The organism is Fructobacillus parabroussonetiae, assembly GCF_018437265.1.
Taxonomy (GTDB): domain Bacteria; phylum Bacillota; class Bacilli; order Lactobacillales; family Lactobacillaceae; genus Fructobacillus; species Fructobacillus parabroussonetiae.
Window position 1 is genome coordinate 165,344 of the sequence record NZ_JAAMFL010000001.1, and the last position, 19,298, is coordinate 184,641.

The 19,298-nt window shown below is 48.9% G+C and carries 19 protein-coding genes and 2 tRNA genes; 18 read left to right on the forward strand and 3 right to left on the reverse strand.

The features are described from left to right. Positions 1-113: 113 nt before the first annotated feature. The 14 genes from G6R30_RS00885 (at position 114) to G6R30_RS00950 (ending at position 11,130) form a co-directional block, all read left to right on the forward strand. A complete protein-coding gene (locus G6R30_RS00885; RefSeq protein ID WP_213820634.1) occupies positions 114-716 on the forward strand; it encodes a thymidine kinase in 603 nt (200 codons plus the stop codon). Further along, entirely contained in the window at positions 716-1,795 is a 1,080-nt protein-coding gene (gene prfA / locus G6R30_RS00890; RefSeq protein WP_213820551.1) for a peptide chain release factor 1, read from the forward strand. The genes G6R30_RS00885 and prfA overlap by 1 nt, the downstream gene beginning before the upstream one ends. Next, entirely contained in the window at positions 1,795-2,787 is a 993-nt protein-coding gene (gene prmC / locus G6R30_RS00895) for a peptide chain release factor N(5)-glutamine methyltransferase (RefSeq protein ID WP_213820553.1), read from the forward strand. The genes prfA and prmC overlap by 1 nt, the downstream gene beginning before the upstream one ends. Then, positions 2,768-3,793, forward strand: a complete 1,026-nt coding sequence (locus G6R30_RS00900) for an L-threonylcarbamoyladenylate synthase (RefSeq protein WP_213820555.1) — start codon at positions 2,768-2,770, stop codon at positions 3,791-3,793. Before prmC ends, G6R30_RS00900 begins: the two co-directional genes overlap by 20 nt. Before the next feature lie 71 nt (positions 3,794-3,864). Next, entirely contained in the window at positions 3,865-4,134 is a 270-nt protein-coding gene (locus G6R30_RS00905) for a phosphocarrier protein HPr (protein WP_213820557.1), read from the forward strand. Positions 4,135-4,246: 112 nt separating this feature from the next. Next, the gene (gene tsaB / locus G6R30_RS00910; RefSeq protein WP_213820559.1) at positions 4,247-4,972 is read left to right on the forward strand and encodes a tRNA (adenosine(37)-N6)-threonylcarbamoyltransferase complex dimerization subunit type 1 TsaB; all 726 of its coding nucleotides are present in this window, start codon (positions 4,247-4,249) and stop codon (positions 4,970-4,972) included. Continuing rightward, a complete protein-coding gene (gene rimI, locus G6R30_RS00915; protein ID WP_213820561.1) occupies positions 4,956-5,507 on the forward strand; it encodes a ribosomal protein S18-alanine N-acetyltransferase in 552 nt (183 codons plus the stop codon). Before tsaB ends, rimI (G6R30_RS00915) begins: the two co-directional genes overlap by 17 nt. After that, positions 5,497-5,916 (forward strand): ribosomal protein S18-alanine N-acetyltransferase, encoded by a 420-nt coding sequence (gene rimI / locus G6R30_RS00920; RefSeq protein WP_213820563.1) that lies wholly within the window; start codon positions 5,497-5,499, stop codon positions 5,914-5,916. The genes rimI (G6R30_RS00915) and rimI (G6R30_RS00920) overlap by 11 nt, the downstream gene beginning before the upstream one ends. Further along, the gene (gene tsaD, locus G6R30_RS00925; protein WP_213820565.1) at positions 5,913-6,935 is read left to right on the forward strand and encodes a tRNA (adenosine(37)-N6)-threonylcarbamoyltransferase complex transferase subunit TsaD; all 1,023 of its coding nucleotides are present in this window, start codon (positions 5,913-5,915) and stop codon (positions 6,933-6,935) included. The genes rimI (G6R30_RS00920) and tsaD overlap by 4 nt, the downstream gene beginning before the upstream one ends. A 178-nt stretch (positions 6,936-7,113) precedes the next feature. Further along, positions 7,114-7,761, forward strand: coding sequence for a redox-sensing transcriptional repressor Rex (locus G6R30_RS00930; RefSeq protein ID WP_213820567.1), 648 nt, complete (start codon positions 7,114-7,116; stop codon positions 7,759-7,761). 2 nt (positions 7,762-7,763) lie between these two features. Further along, positions 7,764-8,807: a lipid II:glycine glycyltransferase FemX gene (locus G6R30_RS00935; RefSeq protein ID WP_213820570.1), complete on the forward strand. Its 1,044-nt coding sequence runs from the start codon at positions 7,764-7,766 to the stop codon at positions 8,805-8,807. Positions 8,808-8,849: 42 nt separating this feature from the next. After that, positions 8,850-9,683: a Cof-type HAD-IIB family hydrolase gene (locus G6R30_RS00940; protein ID WP_213820636.1), complete on the forward strand. Its 834-nt coding sequence runs from the start codon at positions 8,850-8,852 to the stop codon at positions 9,681-9,683. A 101-nt stretch (positions 9,684-9,784) separates the two neighbouring features. After that, on the forward strand, positions 9,785-10,243 hold the full coding sequence (locus G6R30_RS00945; RefSeq protein ID WP_213820572.1) for a DUF805 domain-containing protein: 459 nt from the start codon (positions 9,785-9,787) through the stop codon (positions 10,241-10,243). Between the two features lie 86 nt (positions 10,244-10,329). Continuing rightward, positions 10,330-11,130, forward strand: coding sequence for a CPBP family intramembrane glutamic endopeptidase (locus tag G6R30_RS00950; protein ID WP_213820574.1), 801 nt, complete (start codon positions 10,330-10,332; stop codon positions 11,128-11,130). A gap of 29 nt (positions 11,131-11,159) precedes the next feature. Here G6R30_RS00950 and G6R30_RS00955 read toward each other — a convergent pair whose 3' ends face one another. Next, a complete protein-coding gene (locus tag G6R30_RS00955; protein WP_238476753.1) occupies positions 11,160-11,672 on the reverse strand; it encodes a TetR/AcrR family transcriptional regulator in 513 nt (170 codons plus the stop codon). A 129-nt stretch (positions 11,673-11,801) separates the two neighbouring features. Between G6R30_RS00955 and G6R30_RS00960 the strand changes: the two genes are divergently transcribed. The 3 genes from G6R30_RS00960 to G6R30_RS00970 all read left to right on the forward strand — a co-directional run bounded on the left by G6R30_RS00960 (position 11,802) and on the right by G6R30_RS00970 (position 14,386). Then, a complete protein-coding gene (locus G6R30_RS00960) occupies positions 11,802-14,072 on the forward strand; it encodes an MMPL family transporter (protein ID WP_238476754.1) in 2,271 nt (756 codons plus the stop codon). Between the two features lie 126 nt (positions 14,073-14,198). Next, positions 14,199-14,281: transfer RNA gene (locus G6R30_RS00965), tRNA-Tyr, on the forward strand. A gap of 33 nt (positions 14,282-14,314) precedes the next feature. Beyond that, positions 14,315-14,386 (forward strand) — tRNA-Gln (locus G6R30_RS00970). Positions 14,387-14,481: 95 nt separating this feature from the next. Here the strand turns inward: G6R30_RS00970 and hflX are convergent. Further along, positions 14,482-15,783, reverse strand: coding sequence for a GTPase HflX (hflX, locus tag G6R30_RS00975; RefSeq protein WP_213820576.1), 1,302 nt, complete (start codon positions 15,781-15,783; stop codon positions 14,482-14,484). Positions 15,784-15,825: 42 nt separating this feature from the next. Further along, positions 15,826-16,500, reverse strand: coding sequence for a histidine phosphatase family protein (locus tag G6R30_RS00980; protein WP_213820578.1), 675 nt, complete (start codon positions 16,498-16,500; stop codon positions 15,826-15,828). A gap of 238 nt (positions 16,501-16,738) precedes the next feature. On the opposite strand from G6R30_RS00980, the gene G6R30_RS00985 reads away from it, so the two are divergent. Beyond that, positions 16,739-19,267 (forward strand): ATP-binding cassette domain-containing protein, encoded by a 2,529-nt coding sequence (locus G6R30_RS00985; protein WP_213820580.1) that lies wholly within the window; start codon positions 16,739-16,741, stop codon positions 19,265-19,267. Positions 19,268-19,298 lie beyond the last annotated feature (31 nt).

The following is a 19,298-nucleotide window of genomic DNA, read 5'->3' on the forward strand; positions in this document are numbered from 1 at the left end:
CCCCTATTTTACCACGGGATGACCCTTTTTTGACAAATTGGTCTGGGCCATCGTCAGAAGGGGTAAAAATTGCTATAATGGACAAGATAATGAAGAGAAAACGGGTGAGTACTTTGGCACAGTTATACTTTGAATACGGCGCAATGGGCTCGGGTAAATCAATTGAAATCTTAAAGGTTGCCCATAACTATGAATCACAGGGAAAAGAGGTCTTACTTCTCACCCCGATGATCAATGACCGGGATGGGGTTGGCATGATTGCTTCTCGAATTGGCTTGAAGCGACCTGCTCGTGTCATTGAACCGGACGCTGATCTCTATCAGATGATTCAAAAGGAAGGTGAACGCCGACAATTGGCGGCCGTCTTGGTGGACGAAGCCCAGTTCTTAAAAAAGGAACAGGTCGATCAATTGGCCCAGGTCGTCGATGATCTGCGGTTGCCGGTGATGACTTTTGGCTTAAAGCAAGACGCCTTTAACGAATTATTTGAAGGGGCCAAGCGTCTGATTGAAATGGCCGACAAGCTCGTTGAAATGAAAACAATCTGCTCGTTTTGCGGTCGCAAGGCCACGACGCAGTTACGTTTTAAAAACGGCCAACCCCAATATGCTGGGGAACAAATTCAAATTGGTGGGGATGAGGCTTATAAACCTGTTTGCCGTTACCACTGGTACCACCCAGACCTCGCGATGCTAAAAGAACAAGGGGATGAATAATGGATCCAATTTTTGCCCAGATTCAATCGGTTGTTGACCGTTATGATGAACTGAATCAAATGCTCGCCGATCCTGACGTGATGGGCGATTCCCAAAATTATATGAAGCTGTCCAAAGAAGCCGGTCAGATCCGCGAAACGGTTGAAACCTACCATCATTACCAGCAGGTGGTTTCGGGTATTGCGGATGCGGAGTCGATGCTAGGTGATCCAGAGATGGATGACTTGGCCAAGGAAGACTTGGCCACCTTGAAACCAGAAAAAGAAGCGCTGGAAGAAAAGCTGAAGATTCTCATGCTTCCTAAGGATGAAAACGATGATAAAAACATCATCATGGAAATCCGTGGTGCAGCCGGAGGGGACGAGTCCTCCCTTTTTGCAGCTGACCTTTTGGGGATGTATCGTCGCTATGCCGAATCCCAGGGATGGCAACTGCAAATTATTGATGAAACAACGACGGAAGTTGGCGGTTACAAAGAAGTGGCCGCGATGATCACCGGTGACAAAGTTTTTTCGAAGCTGAAGTTTGAGTCCGGTGCCCACCGTGTGCAACGTGTGCCAAAGACGGAAACGCAAGGACGGGTTCACACCTCGACGGCAACCGTCGGCATTATGCCAGAATTTGAGGAGGTCGACGCCGATGGCTTGATTGATCCAAAGGATGTCCGTGAAGATGTCTACCGTGCCTCTGGTGCCGGTGGTCAGCACGTTAACAAGACGTCGTCGGCGATTCGTTTGACCCACGAACCAACGGGGATTACCGTGGCGATGCAGGATGAGCGTTCCCAGCAGCAAAACCGTGCCAAGGCTTGGAAAGTCTTGAACGCCCGTGTCTACGATCACTTTGCGCAAGAAAACCAAGCAGAATACGCCGAGCAGCGTAAGACGGCCGTTGGTTCCGGGGACCGTTCCGAACGGATCCGGACCTATAACTACCCCCAAAACCGGGTGACGGATCATCGAATTGGTCTGACGCTGAATAAGTTGGACCGCATCATTGCTGGTGACCTTGGTGAAATTATTGACGCCTTGGTCCTTGCCGAACAGACAGCCAAGTTAGCTGCCTTAAACGAACAGTAATGGTGGCGTCAGAAGAAAGAGGCCTGCCAGGCCTGAACGAAACGGGGATGGGCCGCTTTGACCGCCAAGCTGGGCGATCATCTCGTTACCCTGGCAGTCAGCAGCCTCAGATCGCACTTTTAGAAGCCCGCAAGTGGGCCCTGTCCGAATTAACGGCAGCCGGCTTTTCCGAAGAAGAGGCAATCGATAACATTGATTTCTTATTAACAGGGGCTTTAAAAGTCAACTACGGCATGTTGCGCGCAAACTTAACCCGGGTCATGCCGGCCTGGTTGGCAGAACGTTGGCCGACCTGGATGGCTGCCTTGATTAAGAAGCGCCCCGCCCAATACGTGATTGGCGAAGCGCCCTTTTACGGGCGGGACTTTCTCGTCGATGAACGGGTCTTGATTCCAAGACCTGAAACGGAGTTGCTGGTCGATTGGGTTTTGCAGGATTTGAAGGCGGATTCGAATGCCTTGAATGGCTACCGCCTCTTAGACATTGGTACTGGCTCGGGCGCCATCGCCTTGACTTTGGCGGGGGAACGACCGGACTTGACTGTTACGGCTGCCGATATTTCAAGAGAGGCCCTAGCCGTTGCCTGGGAAAATCGAAAGCGGCTTGGTTTAACCGAACGCGTGACGCTCGTTGAATCCGACCTGCTGGCCGCCTTTTCGGGGGAACGTTTTGACATTATCGTTTCCAACCCGCCCTATATAAGACGGGATGGACAGGCTGAAATGGACGAGTCCGTTTTGGCCTATGAACCAGACTTAGCCCTTTACGCCGACCATGATGGCTTGGCACTTTATGAACGGATGGCTGCCCAGCTGCCGGATCACTTAACGGAAAACGGGCGGGCCTACTTTGAAATTGGTTACGACCAGGGAGCGGCCCTTGTGACACTTTTTAAAACCGCATTACCAACCGCTAGCGTGGAACTAAAAAAGGACCTTGCTGGCTTAGATCGAATGATTCGAGTGGAATTGCATGGAAACGAAACACTTTAACAATCAAAAACAATCACAAGATGACGCCGCACTGCTTTTGCAGCAGGGCGAAGTGGTGGCCTTCCCAACGGAAACCGTCTATGGCTTGGGCGCGGATGCAACCAATGACGAGGCGGTTAAAAAAGTCTTTGCGGCGAAGGGCCGCCCAGCGGATAACCCCTTAATTATGACGGTTGGTGAAGAAAGCCAATTGGACGACTACGTGACGGTTTCACAGCCTGCCAAAACGTTGATGAAAGCCTTTTGGCCGGGCTCTTTGACCATTATCTTGCCAATTAAGCCGGGCATGGTGTCGATGCTTGTGACCGGTGGCTTGCAAACGGCTGCGGTCCGCATGCCGGCAAACGAGGTGACGCGTTCATTGATTAAAAAGGCCGGCTTCCCAATTGTTGGGCCGTCCGCTAACCTGTCTGGGAAGCCTTCGCCAACGACGGCTGCCCACGTCGCCCATGATATGGACGGTAAAATAGCGGCCATTGTCGATGATGGGCCCACACAAATTGGCGTGGAATCAACGGTTATTGACCTGACAGCGAAGGTGCCCACCATTTTGCGAACGGGTGCGGTGACACAAGAAGAACTAGCGACCGCCCTTGGTCAAGAAGTGGTCGATGGGACGAGTAAAAAGGCGCTGGCCGCCGATCAAACGCCTAAAGCGCCCGGGATGAAGTACCGGCACTACGCCCCCGATAAAGACGTTTACGTCTTTGATCCACTCGACTGGTTTGACCTGCAGGGAGTGCTCCAACCAAGTGATGCCGTGATGGCAGAAGATCATTTGTTGGAACAACTGGCAAACAAGCAACAACCGTCCTGGTCACTCGGGCAAAGCTTGCAACAGGCTTCCGAGAACCTCTTTGCTGGGCTTCGCTACTTTGATGATCAAGCAGCGGTTGACCGGATCTACGTGCAGGCGATGCCTGACATGGGACTTGGGAAAGCTTATAACAACCGATTGGCCAAGGCCTCCGGTGGGCGACTTTTCCAAGGGGGAGATCGTGATTAAACCTTGCTATTTTGTAAGCGCTTTGATAAACTTAAATCGATAATAAGACTTTTCCAAAAAGGAGAAAGAACATGGCAGAAACAAAAGAATTTAACATCATTTCAGAAACGGGTATTCACGCTCGCCCAGCCACTCTCTTGGTTCAGGCAGCCTCAAAGTTTGCCGCTGATGTGACGCTCTCTTACCAAGGTAAGGAAGTGAACTTGAAATCCATCATGGGTGTCATGTCACTTGGTGTTGGCCATGGCGCAGACGTGACGATTAAGGCTGACGGAAACGATGCCAAGGATGCTATCCAGGCCGTTTCGACTGTGATGAAAAACGAAGGTTTGGTCAAGTAAGACCGCTTGCAACCGACGAAGAAAAGAACCGCTGCGAGCGGTTTTTTTATTTGAAAAGAAGACGGCTTTTAGTAAAATAAAAGAGAAGATCCCGGTGTTTTTTGGAGGCCCTATGAAAGTTTTGGCAATTGATACAAGTAACCAGCCACTGTTAGTGGCTTTGGCCGAGGATGGCAAAATTGTTGCTTCCTTTCAGACGAATAAACCAAAGAACCACTCGATTGATCTGTTGCCTGCCGTTCAATCCTTGTTGAAGGAAAAAAAGTGGTCGCTTTCGGAAATCGACCAAATCGCTGTTGCAAAGGGACCGGGCTCTTTTACTGGCCTGCGCATCGGCTTAACGGTTGCCAAAGTGCTTGCTGATACGCTGAAGAAACCGCTCTTTGCCATTTCTTCTTTACAGTCGTTGGCCCGTCAGGTTCAGTTGCAAGATGACCGCCAGGCGATTGTCTTGGCTCTTTTTGACGCGCGGAACGAGAATGTTTTTGCTGGTGCTTATCTGGCTGACAAAGTCGTGTTGGAAGACGGGCACTATCCAGTAGAAGAAGTACTTAGCCTGATCGCTCAGATGAATGAGCCCGTGATGGTTGTCGGGGATGGGCAACATTTTGAAGACGACATAAAAGAGACCCTGGGTCGTCAACCGCTAACAATCTTGTCAGCAGAAGAGGCGCTGCCTACTGGGACCGGCCTCGTTGACTTGATGAAAGGGACAAAACCAGTCGAAGACGTTGCCAATCTCACGCCAGCCTACTTACGAAAGACACAGGCTGAACTCAACTGGGAAAAAGCACAACAGGGAAAGCCATTGGACAAGCCTTATGTTTTTGAAGTTTAAGAAGAAAAAGAAGGAAAAGCCGGTTGCTCAGACACTCATCGACTTTCCAACGGAGCGTTTCGAAGCCGCCGGAGAGGTGTTAACCTTGCGTTTGGCGACGGTTTCAGACATTCCGGGGATGGTCGCCATACAAGAGGCCGTCTATAACGGTTACGCTCCCTGGGTGTCACGGGACTTTTACCATGAATTGACCTCAGAGGAAGACCGGCTCTACCTGGTTGCCGTTAAGCGCGATCAAGTCGTGGCCTTTATTGCCTTGGTTCGGCGCGAACAGGTGCCGGATTTACACATCGCAAACATTGCCGTACTGCCCATTTGGCAGGGCCGTTCAGTGGGCAGCTACCTGATTAACACGGCCAAGGCCGTTGCTTGGGAGATTGGTCTTCCCTTGCTTTCCTTGGAAGCCCGACGGTCTAACACGGGGGCGCTTGCGCTCTATGACCGACTGGGCTTTTATGTACAGGATGTCATCGAACATTACTATTTGGACAACAAAGAGGACGCCATTTCGATGGTGCAAAACCTTGAAGCTTAGGGTGGCGGGACCGGCGGATGCCGACATCATCAAGCAGATTGCACAGGCGGCTTTTGGAAAGGACAACCCCCTGCCAGACCAAGTGGTCGATCAGCAGCTGGCCGCCGGGCGGACGGCCTTTTTGCTAGCAGCAGACGGCCAGGGCTTTCTTTCCTACTCGCAGGTCCTCGATGAGATTGAAATTGGCGATTTGGCGGTTTTGCCGGAAGCACAGGGGCAAGGCATTGGCTCTTGCTTGCTGAAGGAGCTACTCGACAAGCAGCCGAACAGTCGGTTTTATCTAGAAGTCAAAGAAGGCAATCACCGAGCGCTTGCCCTATACCAACGGCTTGGTTTTCAAGCGTATCGAACCCGTCCTCACTACTATCAAGACGGGCAGGCCGCCATTCTAATGGAGAAAAAAGCATGACAACATTGATTGCATTTGAATCGAGTGCCGACGAAACATCGGTTGCCATTGTCAAAGACGGGCGGACCGTCTTGTCGAATGCAGTGGCAACGCAGATCAATTCCCACCAGCGTTTTGGTGGCATTGTGCCCGAAGTGGCTTCCAGGCACCATTTGGAGTGGATCACTAAGACTTTGGACATTGCCTTAGCCGATGCAAAGGTCCAACCGGACGAATTGGATGGTGTGGCGGTTACCTACGGACCAGGTTTAGTGGGTTCATTACTGGTTGGTTTGATGGGGGCCAAGACTTTTGCCATGGCCCACGACTTGCCACTCATTCCCGCCAACCACCTGGCCGGGCACATTTCAGCAGCCAACTTTAACCGGCCCATTCAGTATCCAGCCATCGCCTTAATGGTTTCGGGTGGCCATACGGAACTGGTTTTGATGAAAAAGGAAAACGACTTTGCCATTTTGGGTGAGACCTATGACGATGCGGCGGGTGAATCGTACGACAAAGTCGGCCGGCTCATGGGGCTGAACTATCCGGCTGGAAAAGCCATTGATGAATTGGCGGCCCAGGGTGAGGTGACCATTCAATTCCCTCAGGCCATGGCGCATGAGGAAGGTTATGACTTTTCCTTTTCAGGGCTTAAGTCCGCAGTCATTAACCAGGTGCACAACGCGGAGCAACGAGGTGAAGAAATTAATCAGGCCGATTTGGCTGCCTCTTTTCAAGCGGCGGTTATCAAGGCCTTGATTGATCGCACCCGCCGGGCCTTGACGGATTTCCCCGTTAAGTCCTTGGTACTTGCCGGTGGGGTGGCGGCCAATAGTGGCCTTCGCGCGGCTTTGGAAAAGTTGATTCAAGACTTTCCAGAGACCGACTTTATTCCGGTTCCCAAGCAGTATACGGGCGATAACGCGGCCATGATTGGTGCGGCCGGTTATTGGAATTATCAAGACCATGTCTTTGCCGACCTTGATTTGAACACCCATCCTGGGTTAGATTTTCCACTATACGAAGAAGCAAAATAAAAGCAGGCCAGGCCTGCTTTTTTGCTTGCGCCGAACGCGCGACTGGTTAATGAGAATGTGACAAAACAAATGTGAATTTTTATCAAAGTTGTTTCGGAAAGTCCGATATTATGGTATGATTTATATAATATAGTTCACAAAGAACGAAACTTTCACAATGAATGGAACGGAGAACACCATGAACGAACAAGCACGAATTCCACGTGCAACTGCTAAACGGTTGCCAATTTATTATCGCTATCTGACTTTCTTAGAGGATGCTGGAACGACTCGCATTTCTTCTGCTGAATTAGCCGAAGCAACGAAGTTTGATGCCGCCACGATCCGTCGCGACTTTTCTTACTTTGGTGCCTTAGGAAAGCGTGGTTACGGCTACGATGTGAAGGCCCTCTTGTCCTTCTTTGCCAAAGTCTTGGACCAAAACTCCTTGATTAACGTGGCCTTGATTGGGGTTGGAAACCTTGGGCAGGCGCTCTTAAACTTTAACTTCCACCAATCGTCCAACATGCGCATCGCCGCTGCCTTTGACATTAACGAGCACCGCGGCAAGATTTTGTCGGGTGTGCCAATTTATGACATGTCGGAACTAGAGGAGCAAATCAAGGCGCAACGAATTAACATTGCCATCTTGACGGTTCCTCAAGAAGCCGCACAAGAAATTACCGATACCTTAGTAGCGGCTGGTGTAAAGGGAATCATGAACTTTACACCATTGCGCGTTTCGGTTCCTGACGGCGTTCGTGTTCAAAACGTTGATTTGACCAACGAACTACAGACCTTGGTCTACTTTATTCAAAACTACGCATCAATTACGACGGGGAAGTAAAAATGGCAGTTCTTGATCTGACAAAGCACGAAGATGTTGCACGCTTTCAGCAGTTTGTTCGTGACCACGATGGTGGTCAGGTGACACAGGACCCAAAGTGGGGCGAATTGAAGGCAAACTGGGGCCATTTGTACCTTTATCGAAAAGATGCCCAGGGAAACATAACGGCGGCCATGGCAGTCTTGACGATTGAAGCCGTCCCTGGCAAGTTGTTGGCATACTGCCCAAAGGGACCGGTAGCTGACATTGCTGACGTTGCCTTGGTTCAGTCCTTAGTGGAGGAGGCCTTAGACAATTTGCCAGACAACGTCTTCTTGCTCCGCATGGATCCTGAAGTTCTCTACGATCAAAAATTGGATGCCGCCTATCAGGCTGCTGGCTTTGTCACACGAAATGTCGATGTGACCTACATGCACGGCAATATTCAACCACGACGAAACGTGGAGCTCTTTTACGATGGGCGTGGCGAAGGGGCCGAGGTTATCACGGATGAAGAGGGGCTGATGCACCACTTTAAGAGTGATTATCGGAACCAAATTCGCCGGTCGAAAAAAGACGGGGTTACCGTCACGTCTGGTCGTTCAAAAGAAGATATTGATGCCTTCTTTGAAACGTACAAGATGATGGCCAAGGCGCAGGGCATTACTCACCGTCCAATTGATTACTTCTACCGGATGCAGGCCCTCTGGGCCGATGACCCGGCTTTCCGTGTCTTCTTGGCCCACTTTGATGGCCAAGTTGTTGCGGCTGGTATCGGCTTTGCCTATGGCGATAAGATTTGGTACATGTATGCCGGCTCGAACCGTGCCTATGCTAAACACTATGGCCCTTACTTGGTTCAATGGGAAATGCTGAAGTGGGGCTTGCAGAAAAAGAAGGTCCGCTACGACTTTGGTGGGGTTGGTTCCTTTACACCAGACGACGGCCTCTACAAATTCAAGCATGGCTTTGCCTACCATGATCCAGCCGTTGAATACATCGGTGAATTGGATTGGGTCGTGGACCAAGCTGCCTATGACAAGTATCTAGAAGGCTTTGCCGAATAATCAAGAACGAGCCCTCCCGGCAGATGACGAGAAAGGCGAATGATGACAATTAAACTAATCGCATCCGATATGGATGGTACTTTTTTAACGAGCCAAGACCAATATGACCAAGCTCGTTTTGCCAAAGTCTTGGCACAATTGAAGGAAAAGAAGGTCCGCTTTGTGGCCGCGTCCGGCCGGCAGTTGGAAAATCTGCAGGAGCTCTTCGCTCCTATGAAAGAATATGGCTTGCTCGATCAAATTGATTACATTGGCTCAAATGGATCAGTTGTTGCGGTGCCTGGTCAGGTGCTTTCTGCCGTTTATTTGAAGCCGGAGCAAATTCAAAAGGTGATTGCCTGGAACGCGAAGAACGCAAGCATTACGGATAACTTAATTGTCCTGGCAGGAACAAAGGGTACCTATGTTTCCAACCATGCGACAAAGGAAATCCGTGACATGTTAGCCCAGTTTTATCCGAACGTCACACAAGTGGAAAAACTGTTGGAAATCGATGATCAGATTTTAGGTGTTTCCTTTATTTGGCCACATGATGAAGTGCAAAAGTACGTGAAAATTATCGAAGAACTGTTCGGCGATGATATTCACGTAACGGGTTCCGGCTTTGGTTCTGTTGATATTTTGCCAAAGGATGTCAACAAGGCCAACGCCTTGGAAATCTTACAGGACTACTATGATTTAACGGATCGTGAAGTCATGGTGTTCGGCGATAATTCCAATGACCTGGAAATGCTGCAAAAGTATGAGCATGCTTATTTGATGCCGAATGCGGCTGACTTTATGCACAAGGCCCATGATAAAGAAGCGGTTGCTACGAATGTGGAAACCGGGGTCTTGAAGACGATTGAAAAAGAATTGGGGCTTAACCCTTCTTAAAAAGGCGCAAGGCGCCTTTTTTTTAGTGCCTTTGCCTTTCTTAGAATTGGTCAAAAACATCATGAAAATGGTATAATAGAGGTGTTTTAAACGAGGAGAGAATGGCTATGAAGGTTTATCAAGAATTTTTTGAGCACTATTTCAATATTCAAGGGCGGACTGGCCGGCCAAGCTATTGGGCGGTAACAGCGCTTAACCTTTTGTTCTTGGCCGCTTTTTACCTTGTTTTTAAATTCTTATTTATGATTCTAAACATGGTCGACGGCTTATTGCTGCTGGACCTTTTGGTGGCTTTCATCACGATTGTGGTGGTGGTTCTGCTCACCTTTTTCGTTCTGGCGATTCTCATTCCGAGTGTGACTATTTCAGTTCGGCGCTATCGTGATACCGGCTTACCGAATGCCTTCTTACTTGTGCTGCCGGCACTGTTTCTAGCAATTTGCTGGTGCCTTTCGGAATTCATTAGTGATGGCTACTTGAGCATCTGGGCTGTCTTGGTTACTGGCTTTTTCCTTTTAGCTGATATTTTAATTAAACTCTTACCATCTGCTACAGAATAGTTGGATGTTCAAAAAACCGTCCGAAGGGCGGTTTTTTGCTGGAAAGTCCACAGCTGTGGTATTCTTATCAAAGAAATGAGGCATGTATGGTCGAAAAGTATACAAAACAATCAACTGATCAACAGAAGGACTGGCGGCAAAAGACCCTGGGCGCTTCGCGCATGACGCTTTCCGGACTTGTCCGGATTTTGTCTTGGCTTTCTTTTTTCTGCTTTGAATATTTGGCAATGGCGCTCATGCAGGGGTCCATTCTCATGACGGGCCGTCAGCGTTACCTCCTGCTTTTGTGCGGCTTGTTGTTGGCTTATTCCTTTATTCGATTTGGCCTGCAGGCCCTCCAGAAGGCGGCAACCAAGGTCCGTTCTTTTACCGGCCGTTTTTCAATTAAAAAAGTCAATTGGCCAACGCTTTCTGAGCTCGCCTATCTCGCTTCAATTTATGTGATTTCCTTAGCGGGTATGATGATTTGGGGAATGTTTGAAAACTTCTTCTTAGCAAAGTGGGCCCCATCAACGACGGAAAACCAAGCCGCCATTGATGGCTTGATGAACGCCGGTGGCCTTTATTCGACGATTGTTCTATCACTCATCATTGTTTTTCTTGGACCGGTGATGGAGGAACTCTTATTCCGGGGCCTTTTCTTCCGCTACTTTAAGTGGGTGAAGGCACCAATGGTAACGGTGTTCCTCTCAGGCCTCTTGTTTGGTCTCTATCACTTAGGTTCGTATAATTGGCTGTCCTTATTAGACTTACCACCCTATTTAATCATTGGAACGGGCTTTGCCTACGCCTATGAGAAGACTGATAAATTGTCCTCGTCCATTATCATGCACATTTTTCATAATGGTTGGGTGCAGGCCGCTTCGTTACTGATGTTATTCCACTAAAAAAAGACGATCATCTGATCGTCTTTTTTTTAGTCATCGATTCCAGGGAACTTCTTTTCACGAATGATTTTATCGAATAGTTTGTAGTCAGCTTGGAAGGAATAAGGCTTTTTAAGATTGCTATTCCAAATACGAATCACCTGCATGTTGCCGAGCAGCCAAAGAATGTCGGAGGAGGGGGCCATGGCCGTTAACTCCTTGAAGACGGCGTTGTAAAACTGTTCTTCGAAGACTTTGTCTTTTAATTGAAAATCCAAAATCGAGAGGGACCCTTGGAAAGTAAACTCGTTGATGGTGGCAAAAGGTGCCTGGTGAAAGGATTCCAAATCAATTTGGCTGCTCATGACCTGCATGGCTTCCTTGATAATGACGTCTAATAAATCAAATTTATCATCAAAGTGTCGGTAAAAGGTATTTCGATTGACCTCGGCTTTCTCGCAGATGTGCTTGACTGTAATTTTTGAAAAGGGCATGCGCGTGAGTAAGTCCCCGGTTGTATCCAGGAGGTGCTCGTGCATAAGGGTGTAAGTTTTATTTGCCATAAATGGGACAGATTCTCTTTCTTGTAATGATGGTGCAACAGTATCTCAATTTTACCCCTTTACCCCTTGAATTTCCATGCCTAAAATGGATTCAGTTATGAAATAAAACATTAAAAGGAGATCAAAGCCATGCTAAAACGCTTAGGTGAATGGATTTATCAAAATAAGTTCAAAACCTTTATCGCTTGGATCGTCGTGGTTGTGGCACTTGCTGCTGGTGCACTTGGTTTGGGTTCAAACTACACTCAAAACTTGTCCATCTCAGGCATTCCATCAACCAACATCCAATCAACGCTGCAAAAGGAATTTAATCAAAATCCAAACGCAGGAACGATGAAGGCCGTTATTCAAAAGAAGGATAAGGGTGATGCAACATCAGACGCCACAAAGGCGGATGTCGCAGCAGCCATTTCGAAGGTACAAGATAAGTATGGCAAGGACATCAAGTCCATTGCCAACCCATACGAATCGAATGCCGTTTCTTCAGATAAGACGACGGTTTATGTCGACATTACCTTTAAGGAAGACTCGAATAACGTCTCCCGCAAGGCAATCGATGGTGTAATGAATGCCTTTAACGATAAGGTCAAATCATCAACGACCAAAGTCGCTTACACTGGTTCAGTGAAGGTACATCCATTCGAAGTCGGTGGTGCTTCTGAAATTATCGGAATCGTGATTGCCTTCATCTTGTTGTTGGTTCTCTTCCGTTCCTTCGTAACAGCAGGGATGCCAATCATCTCAGCCCTTGTCGGCCTGATTTCTGGTATCATGCTCGTCACGATTGGTTCAAACTTCCTGACGATGGCTTCTGTTTCACAGACCTTGGCTGTGATGTTGTCATTGGCCGTTGGTATTGATTATGCCCTCTTAATTTTGAACCGTTACAAGACGGATTTGGCTGATACAAAGGGCGATCGGCAAGAAGCATTGGGCCGTGCCCTTTCAGAGGCTGGTGCCTCCGTTATCTTTGCCGGTGTGACGGTCATTATCGCCGTGCTCGGACTGGCCTTTGCCGGTATCGAATTTGTGACGACGATGGGTATTGCGGCCGCCTTTGCGGTTGCCTTTGCCGTATTCTCCGCTTTGACTTTCTTGCCAGCACTAATCGCTTTGTTTGCGAAGTTTATTAAGCCAGCAACGAAGACGGTTGACGAAATGGCGGCTAACCCTTCAAAGATCACCAAGTTCTTGACGGGTCACCCTTGGACAATTATTGTTTCAGTGATTGTTGTGCTCGGAGCCATTGCGATGCCAGCCCAGCACATGCGCTTGGGTATGCCATATAACGGCTCACTTCCTGAAAACCGGACGGAACGGCAAGCCTATGATATGATTTCAGATAAGTTTGGCGAAGGGGTTAACTCGCCATTGGTTGCGGTTGTGAAGTTGGATTCATCAAAGGATGCAACCAAGAACCAAGAAAACTTGAACAAGATTTCATCACACATTGCAAAACTTGATGGAACCAAGACGATGCAAACGTTGTCCGTTGACCAAACGAAGGCGGCAACTTTGCAACAACAATTGACCACGCAAGCACAGCAGCAAATGGCTGCACAAGCGCAAGCAACGGGTCAAATGCCTACTCAGGCAGAACAAGATGCAGCAGCTGCTAAGATCAAGGCAACGATTATGGCACAGGCCGGTCGTCCGTACATGCTTTCTGATGATGGTAAGTACGCCTTGATGGTGATTACCCCTGAAAAGGGTTCAGAAGCCAAGCAAACAACGGATCTTGTTAACAAGATTAAGGATTACTCGGATACAACGAAGTCAAAGTATGATGCTAAGATTACGTTAACGGGTGTCAACGCGGTGAACCTGGATATTACGGCAAAGCTGAACAATGCAACGCCAATCTTCGTGGCAACGATCATGATCTTGGCCTTCCTCTTGCTGATGGTGGTCTTCAAGTCATTCATCGTGCCTGTTGTGGCCATGGTTGGATTCGGTCTTTCGCTTTTGGCTTCCTTTGGCTTCACCACACTGGTGATCCAAGAAGGCTTCCTGAAGGGACTCTTCGGCGTTTCAAAGGGTGCACCATTGATTGCCTTCTTGCCAATCATTGTCACGGCCATTCTCTTTGGTTTGGCAATGGACTACGAAGTCTTCATGGTTTCTCGTGCTCGAGAAGAATATCAAAAGACACAGGATAATGATCGTGCCGTAACGGTTGCTATGCAGGATTCTGGTCCAATCGTGGTAACGGCTGCGATGATCATGATTGCGGTTTTTGGCTCCTTTGCCTTGAATTCAGATCCAACGATTAAATCACTTGGATTGGCCTTGGCCTTTGGTATCTTCTTCGATGCCTTCTTCGTTCGCTTGCTCTTTGTGCCAGCAATGTTGAAGGTCTTCGGAAAAACCAACTGGGTCTTTCCTGGACAAAAGAAGTAAAATGATTCATTAATAAAAGTCCGATCGAAAGGTTGGGCTTTTTTTCGTCTTTTTAGGAAAATAATTGTATAAAAGTCTTGCAGGCAAGCGGCAGCCTTGATATAATATTTAAGTCGTAAGGCATTCGGGAGTGTAGCGAAGTCTGGCTAAACGCGACGGACTGTAACTCCGTTCCTTCGGGTTCGTAGGTTCGAATCCTACCGCTCCCATCGCTGCTGCATAAGCAGCTGGTATCTTACGATTGCCCCTTGGCCAAGTGGTAAGGCAGAGGTTTTTGGTACCTCCATGCGCTGGTTCGATCCCAGCAGGGGCAATAGGCCGTTATGGCAATCACTTTTGGCAGACCTTTGGGTCTGCCTTTTAATTTGCTATAAAGTAAAAGACCAGTCCGTTCGGACTGGTCTTTTTATTACTGGAGGTATTGTTGATAGCGATTGACTTCGTCTGGTGAAAGAGCCAATGTCACAATCGTACCTTTTTCATCAAATTTTTGACTGATTAATTCATGATCATCTAAGAGTCGCGCAACCACGGCAAAATCGGCGAAGGGGACTGTCAGGGTGACTTCTTTTCGATCAGCGAAGAGCGCTTTTTTAACAAGGGCCAGCAAATCGTCTTGTGATTGACGGTCACGGGCAGAGATTGTAATGGCGGCTTCGCCATCGATCACCGGATAAGCCATCTGCGCCTTATCCGCCTTGTTGTAGACCGTAATCATCGCTTTATCCTTGATTCCTAGTCGTGCCAAGGTTTCTTCTGTCGTCGCCATCATGGCTTGGCTGTGCTCGTCTGAAACGTCGACGACTTGGAGTAAGAGATCGGCGTTTGCGGCTTCTTGCAAAGTCGATTCGAAGGCGGCCACCAAGTGGTGGGGAAGCTTTGAAACAAAACCGACCGTATCCGATAGGAGAAAGCGAAATTTGTCCGGTAAGGTGAGCTGCCGAATCGTCGTGTTGAGCGTCGCAAAGAGCATGTCTTTTTCAAAGACTTGCTTACTTGAATCGCTTTCAGCGCCTTGTCCAAAACGAGTCAGTAATTGGTTCATTAACGTTGATTTACCGGCGTTGGTGTAGCCAACCAGGGCAACGGTCGGAATCGCCGATTCCTGACGCTTCTTGCCCTGTGTGCTGGCATCCTTTTGGAGGGCGGCTAGTTCTTTTTTAATGGCCACCATTTCAGAAGTGAGACGGCGACGCGACTGCTCGAGCTTTGTTTCACCAGCACCACGGGAAGTGAAGCCAGCACCACCGGCACCAGTTTGCTGATCGAGCGAAACCGACATGGAGGTCCGGAGACGGGGCAGCTGGTACTCGAGACGGGCGAGCTGAACTTGGAGCTTGGCGACTTTTGTCTGGGCGCGTTGCGCGAAAATATCTAAGATCAAGCCCGTTCGATCCACCACCGTGGCTTGGGTGGCCGCTTCCAAATTACGGATTTGAGAAGGGGAGAGCTCATCGTTTGTCACAATGAGATCGGCCTCGTAGGTTTGGACGGCCATTCGAAGCTCTTCGACCTTCCCCTTACCAAAATAGGTTGCGGGATTGGGCCGTTCGAGGGCCTGAATAAACGTTTCAACCGGCTCGAGTCGATTGGCCAAGGCCAAGTTTTCGAGCTCTTCCAGCTCATAATCGAGGTTTTGCTTTTGGTCCTGCCGGAGGGCCGCCAATAGAACGGGGCGAACGGGTTGTTGTGTGCTGTTATCTTCTGCCATTGTGGTCTCCGTTTAAAAAAAGTCGGCTGAAGCCGACTGTGCTTATGCTTTTGGGAAAACGTGCTCGTTATCATTAAAGATGTCCACCCGGCCATCTTCTTTTGTCAACTGAATCTTTGTCACGGCCCCGTTTGTAATTGATTGACCAGCCATTTCAGGATGACCAAAGTAGTCAACGATTGCTCGAATGGCGGTACCGTGGGCGACAACGAGTACTTGATCGCCATCTTGGTGTTCTTTCAACAAGTAGTCAAAGCCGCGCTTCATGCGGCCAATGAAGGCCTCGTAGTTTTCAGCCAACTGGTAGGGGTCGGCTTTTGCAAAGAGGTCCATTGAACCGGCCATGCCACGTTTCTGAATCATGTCGGAATAATCAACGTATGGGTCGTCTGTAAAGGCGTTTAACTGCGTTAAGGCAACTTGGGAATCAATCCCTTCAAAGGAGCCAAAGTTTTCTTCACGAAAGTCTTGAAGCTGCTGTGGCCAAGTTGGCGAGCCGGCCTTGTTTTCAGACAAAATATACTTAGCTGTGTGGATGGCACGGGTCAAATCAGAGGAATAGGCGCCGTTGAAACGAATGTTTGCCAAACGCCGGCCGGCGTCGTGTCCGTGCTCGATTCCGGCTGCTGTAAGTGGTGCGTCAGAGTGACCCTGGAGACGACGGGTTAAGTTAAAGTATGTTTGTCCGTGGCGGACAAGGTAAAGTTGAATGGCCATGATTACTCCCTTTCAATCTGTTCTAAGCTTTATTTTACCATTGTTTGACTTGTCTTTTTGAACTTTCTGGAATGGAAATCTTGTCCTTTCATGGTCGCATCGACCGTTTTAATGTAGCTAAAAAAGAAAGTCCAAAGGACAATGGTAGAGCCGATACGTCTTTGCCTAGTTTTCTCTTTTGAAATCGACTAAAAACTGCGGTAGGCTAGACCTTAGAATAGTGCAGCAGGAGGAAGAAATGCCCCAAAAACTAGAACAAATTGAAGTTCGCGGTGGACGTGTCCACAACCTGAAAAACATTGATGTCGACATTCCGTTAAACCAATTCGTGGCCATTTCGGGGCCGTCTGGATCAGGAAAGTCCTCTTTGGCCATGGGCATTCTCTATGCCGAGGGGTCACGTCGATACCTGGAGGCGTTGTCTACCTACACCCGTCGTCGGATTGGACAAAGCAGCCGTGCAGACGTGCGAGAGGTTAAACACATCCCTTCCGCCATTGCGCTGCGGCAGCGTCCGGGGGTTCCTTCTGAACGGTCAACGGTTGGCTCGATGTCAGAAATTTTCAACGTCGTTCGCCTCGTCTTTTCGCGTCTTGGTTCACCGGTTTGTCCAAATGGGCACCGCGTGGCCCCTTCAATTTCAATTGCTCAGGCCTTCGACAAGGCATCATCTTCTGATGATGAAGACTCCTGGACAATCGACTGTCCGACCTGTGGCGTCAGCTTTAAAATTCCAACCGCCGCTGACTTTGCCTTCAATGGAAATGGTGCCTGCCTGACCTGCCATGGAACGGGGAAGGTACGTCAAATTGATGATGATGCGATTATTAAAGATGAGAACATGACCATCGACGAGGGAGCCGTCGCGCCATGGCGTTTGCCCGGCCGTGCTTTTATGGCGACAATCGCTCGTTCACGAGGTGTGCGCACGGACGTTCCCTTTAAGGATTTGACGGACAAAGAAAAGGACTTTGTCCTACATGGTGAAAAGAAGCGCTATGCGGTCGACTTGCATACATCGACGGGCCGTGTGTATAACAACAATAATTCCCTCTATGAAAACGCCTACGATGCCATTCGTGATTCACTAGCAACGGTTAAGTCCGAGGGGGCAATCAAGCGTCTGAATAAGTTCTTTATCTTTAAAACTTGTCCGACCTGTCACGGTAGCCGGATTAAGCCAGAATTACTGCAGCAGACGGTGAATGGGAAAAACATTGCGGAGGTGGCCAACCTCACGCTTGGTTCTCTGCTGGACTGGCGAGATGAAAGCTTGAAAACACTGCCAGAAAACATGCAAAAGATGGCCAGGGCGATCTTTTCGGAGTTAACAAACAACCTGCGCCCGCTGCTCCAACTCGGTCTGGACTATCTATCCTTATCACGGTCTGGTAACACACTGTCGACTGGGGAACGGCAACGAATTCAGCTGGCTAAAACGTTGCGAACGGAGACAACGGGCGTGCTTTACGTCTTGGACGAGCCGTCGATTGGGCTACACCCGGACAACGTGAAGGGATTGATTTCGGTTTTTCGTGAATTGATTGCTCAGGGAAATTCGCTGGTGGTTGTGGACCACAACGTGGACTTGATTGGCGCAGCCGACTGGATCATTGAAGTTGGGCCGGGCTCTGGTGTGAAGGGTGGAAACATCATCGCAAAGGGGACACCAGCGCAGCTGAAGGCCGATGCACGGTCATTGATTGGGCCCTACTTGTCGGGGCAGGCGGACATTCTTCTTGAAAAAACGGCGCCGGTGGCGCCTAAAAAGGGTGAAGAAACGGCTATGGAGGTTGCTGACTTTTACAACATTAAGGATGTGAAAGTCAAATTCCCGGAACATGAAATTACCACTGTCACTGGCTTTTCCGGTGCCGGAAAGTCCTCCTTGATTCTGAATTCACTCGTAGTCGCACTGGAAAATCAGAAAAAGCTGCCAAAGCAAGTGAAGAGTCTGCAGACGAACTTGAAGCATGTGGTTTCCGTTGACGCCAAGCCGGTTGGGAAAAACACCCGCTCTTCAGTTGCGACCTACACAACCATCATGGATCACCTTCGCCATCTCTTTTCAGACCTGCCTGAGGCGAAGGAAAAGGGCTATGGGCTGGCAAACTTTTCTTATAACAATAAGGCGGGGGCTTGTCCAAACTGTGGTGGTTTGGGAATGGTCGGTTTGGACGTGCAGTACTTGGCCGATATTGAAGAGCTTTGTCCGGTTTGTCAAGGTAACCGATTTAAACCAGAAATCGCGGCAATCAAGTGGCATGGTTATTCCATTGTGGATGTACTGAACCTTTCGGTAGAAGAAGCCCTGCCCGTCTTTTCGGACGAGCCAAAAATTGAACGAGAGCTCAAACTGCTACAAGAAATTGGATTGGATTACCTGCAACTTGGGCAGAGCACACCTTCTCTTTCTGGTGGGGAGGCTCAGCGGCTTAAGCTCGTAAAACACTTGAATAAGTCCCAGAAGCAGACGCTCTTTGTGTTTGATGAGCCAACCATCGGCTTGCACCCAACGGACGTGGCGACCTTGTTTAAAGTCTTCAACAAACTAAAGGCTAAGGGAGCAACGATTCTAATCATCACCCACGACTTGGATTTGATGACAAACGCGGACTACTTGATTGATCTTGGACCACGTGGCGGGTCTGCCGGGGGACAGTTGATGGCCGAAGGACAGGTGTTTGATTTGCTGAAAGAAAAGACCAACAGTCTGACCTTACAGTACCTCAAAGAACACGTCGATAAATTCCACATTGTCGATTAAAGTAAAAGAAAAAAACCAGTCCTTAAGGACT

Bases quoted from the DNA above. Each gene is read 5' to 3' on its own strand.
- tsaB (WP_213820559.1), top strand. From the start codon at position 4,247: ATGAAAGTTTTGGCAATTGATACAAGTAACCAGCCACTGTTAGTGGCT.
- G6R30_RS00985 (WP_213820580.1), top strand. From the start codon at position 16,739: ATGCCCCAAAAACTAGAACAAATTGAAGTTCGCGGTGGACGTGTCCAC.
- G6R30_RS00940 (WP_213820636.1), top strand. From the start codon at position 8,850: ATGACAATTAAACTAATCGCATCCGATATGGATGGTACTTTTTTAACG.
- G6R30_RS00980 (WP_213820578.1), bottom strand. From the start codon at position 16,500: ATGGCCATTCAACTTTACCTTGTCCGCCACGGACAAACATACTTTAAC.
- rimI (WP_213820561.1), top strand. From the start codon at position 4,956: ATGTTTTTGAAGTTTAAGAAGAAAAAGAAGGAAAAGCCGGTTGCTCAG.
- prmC (WP_213820553.1), top strand. From the start codon at position 1,795: ATGGTGGCGTCAGAAGAAAGAGGCCTGCCAGGCCTGAACGAAACGGGG.
- G6R30_RS00945 (WP_213820572.1), top strand. From the start codon at position 9,785: ATGGCTATGAAGGTTTATCAAGAATTTTTTGAGCACTATTTCAATATT.
- G6R30_RS00950 (WP_213820574.1), top strand. From the start codon at position 10,330: ATGGTCGAAAAGTATACAAAACAATCAACTGATCAACAGAAGGACTGG.
- tsaD (WP_213820565.1), top strand. From the start codon at position 5,913: ATGACAACATTGATTGCATTTGAATCGAGTGCCGACGAAACATCGGTT.
- prfA (WP_213820551.1), top strand. From the start codon at position 716: ATGGATCCAATTTTTGCCCAGATTCAATCGGTTGTTGACCGTTATGAT.
- G6R30_RS00930 (WP_213820567.1), top strand. From the start codon at position 7,114: ATGAACGAACAAGCACGAATTCCACGTGCAACTGCTAAACGGTTGCCA.
- G6R30_RS00900 (WP_213820555.1), top strand. From the start codon at position 2,768: ATGGAAACGAAACACTTTAACAATCAAAAACAATCACAAGATGACGCC.
- G6R30_RS00960 (WP_238476754.1), top strand. From the start codon at position 11,802: ATGCTAAAACGCTTAGGTGAATGGATTTATCAAAATAAGTTCAAAACC.
- hflX (WP_213820576.1), bottom strand. From the start codon at position 15,783: ATGGCAGAAGATAACAGCACACAACAACCCGTTCGCCCCGTTCTATTG.
- G6R30_RS00955 (WP_238476753.1), bottom strand. From the start codon at position 11,672: ATGGCAAATAAAACTTACACCCTTATGCACGAGCACCTCCTGGATACA.
- G6R30_RS00935 (WP_213820570.1), top strand. From the start codon at position 7,764: ATGGCAGTTCTTGATCTGACAAAGCACGAAGATGTTGCACGCTTTCAG.
- G6R30_RS00905 (WP_213820557.1), top strand. From the start codon at position 3,865: ATGGCAGAAACAAAAGAATTTAACATCATTTCAGAAACGGGTATTCAC.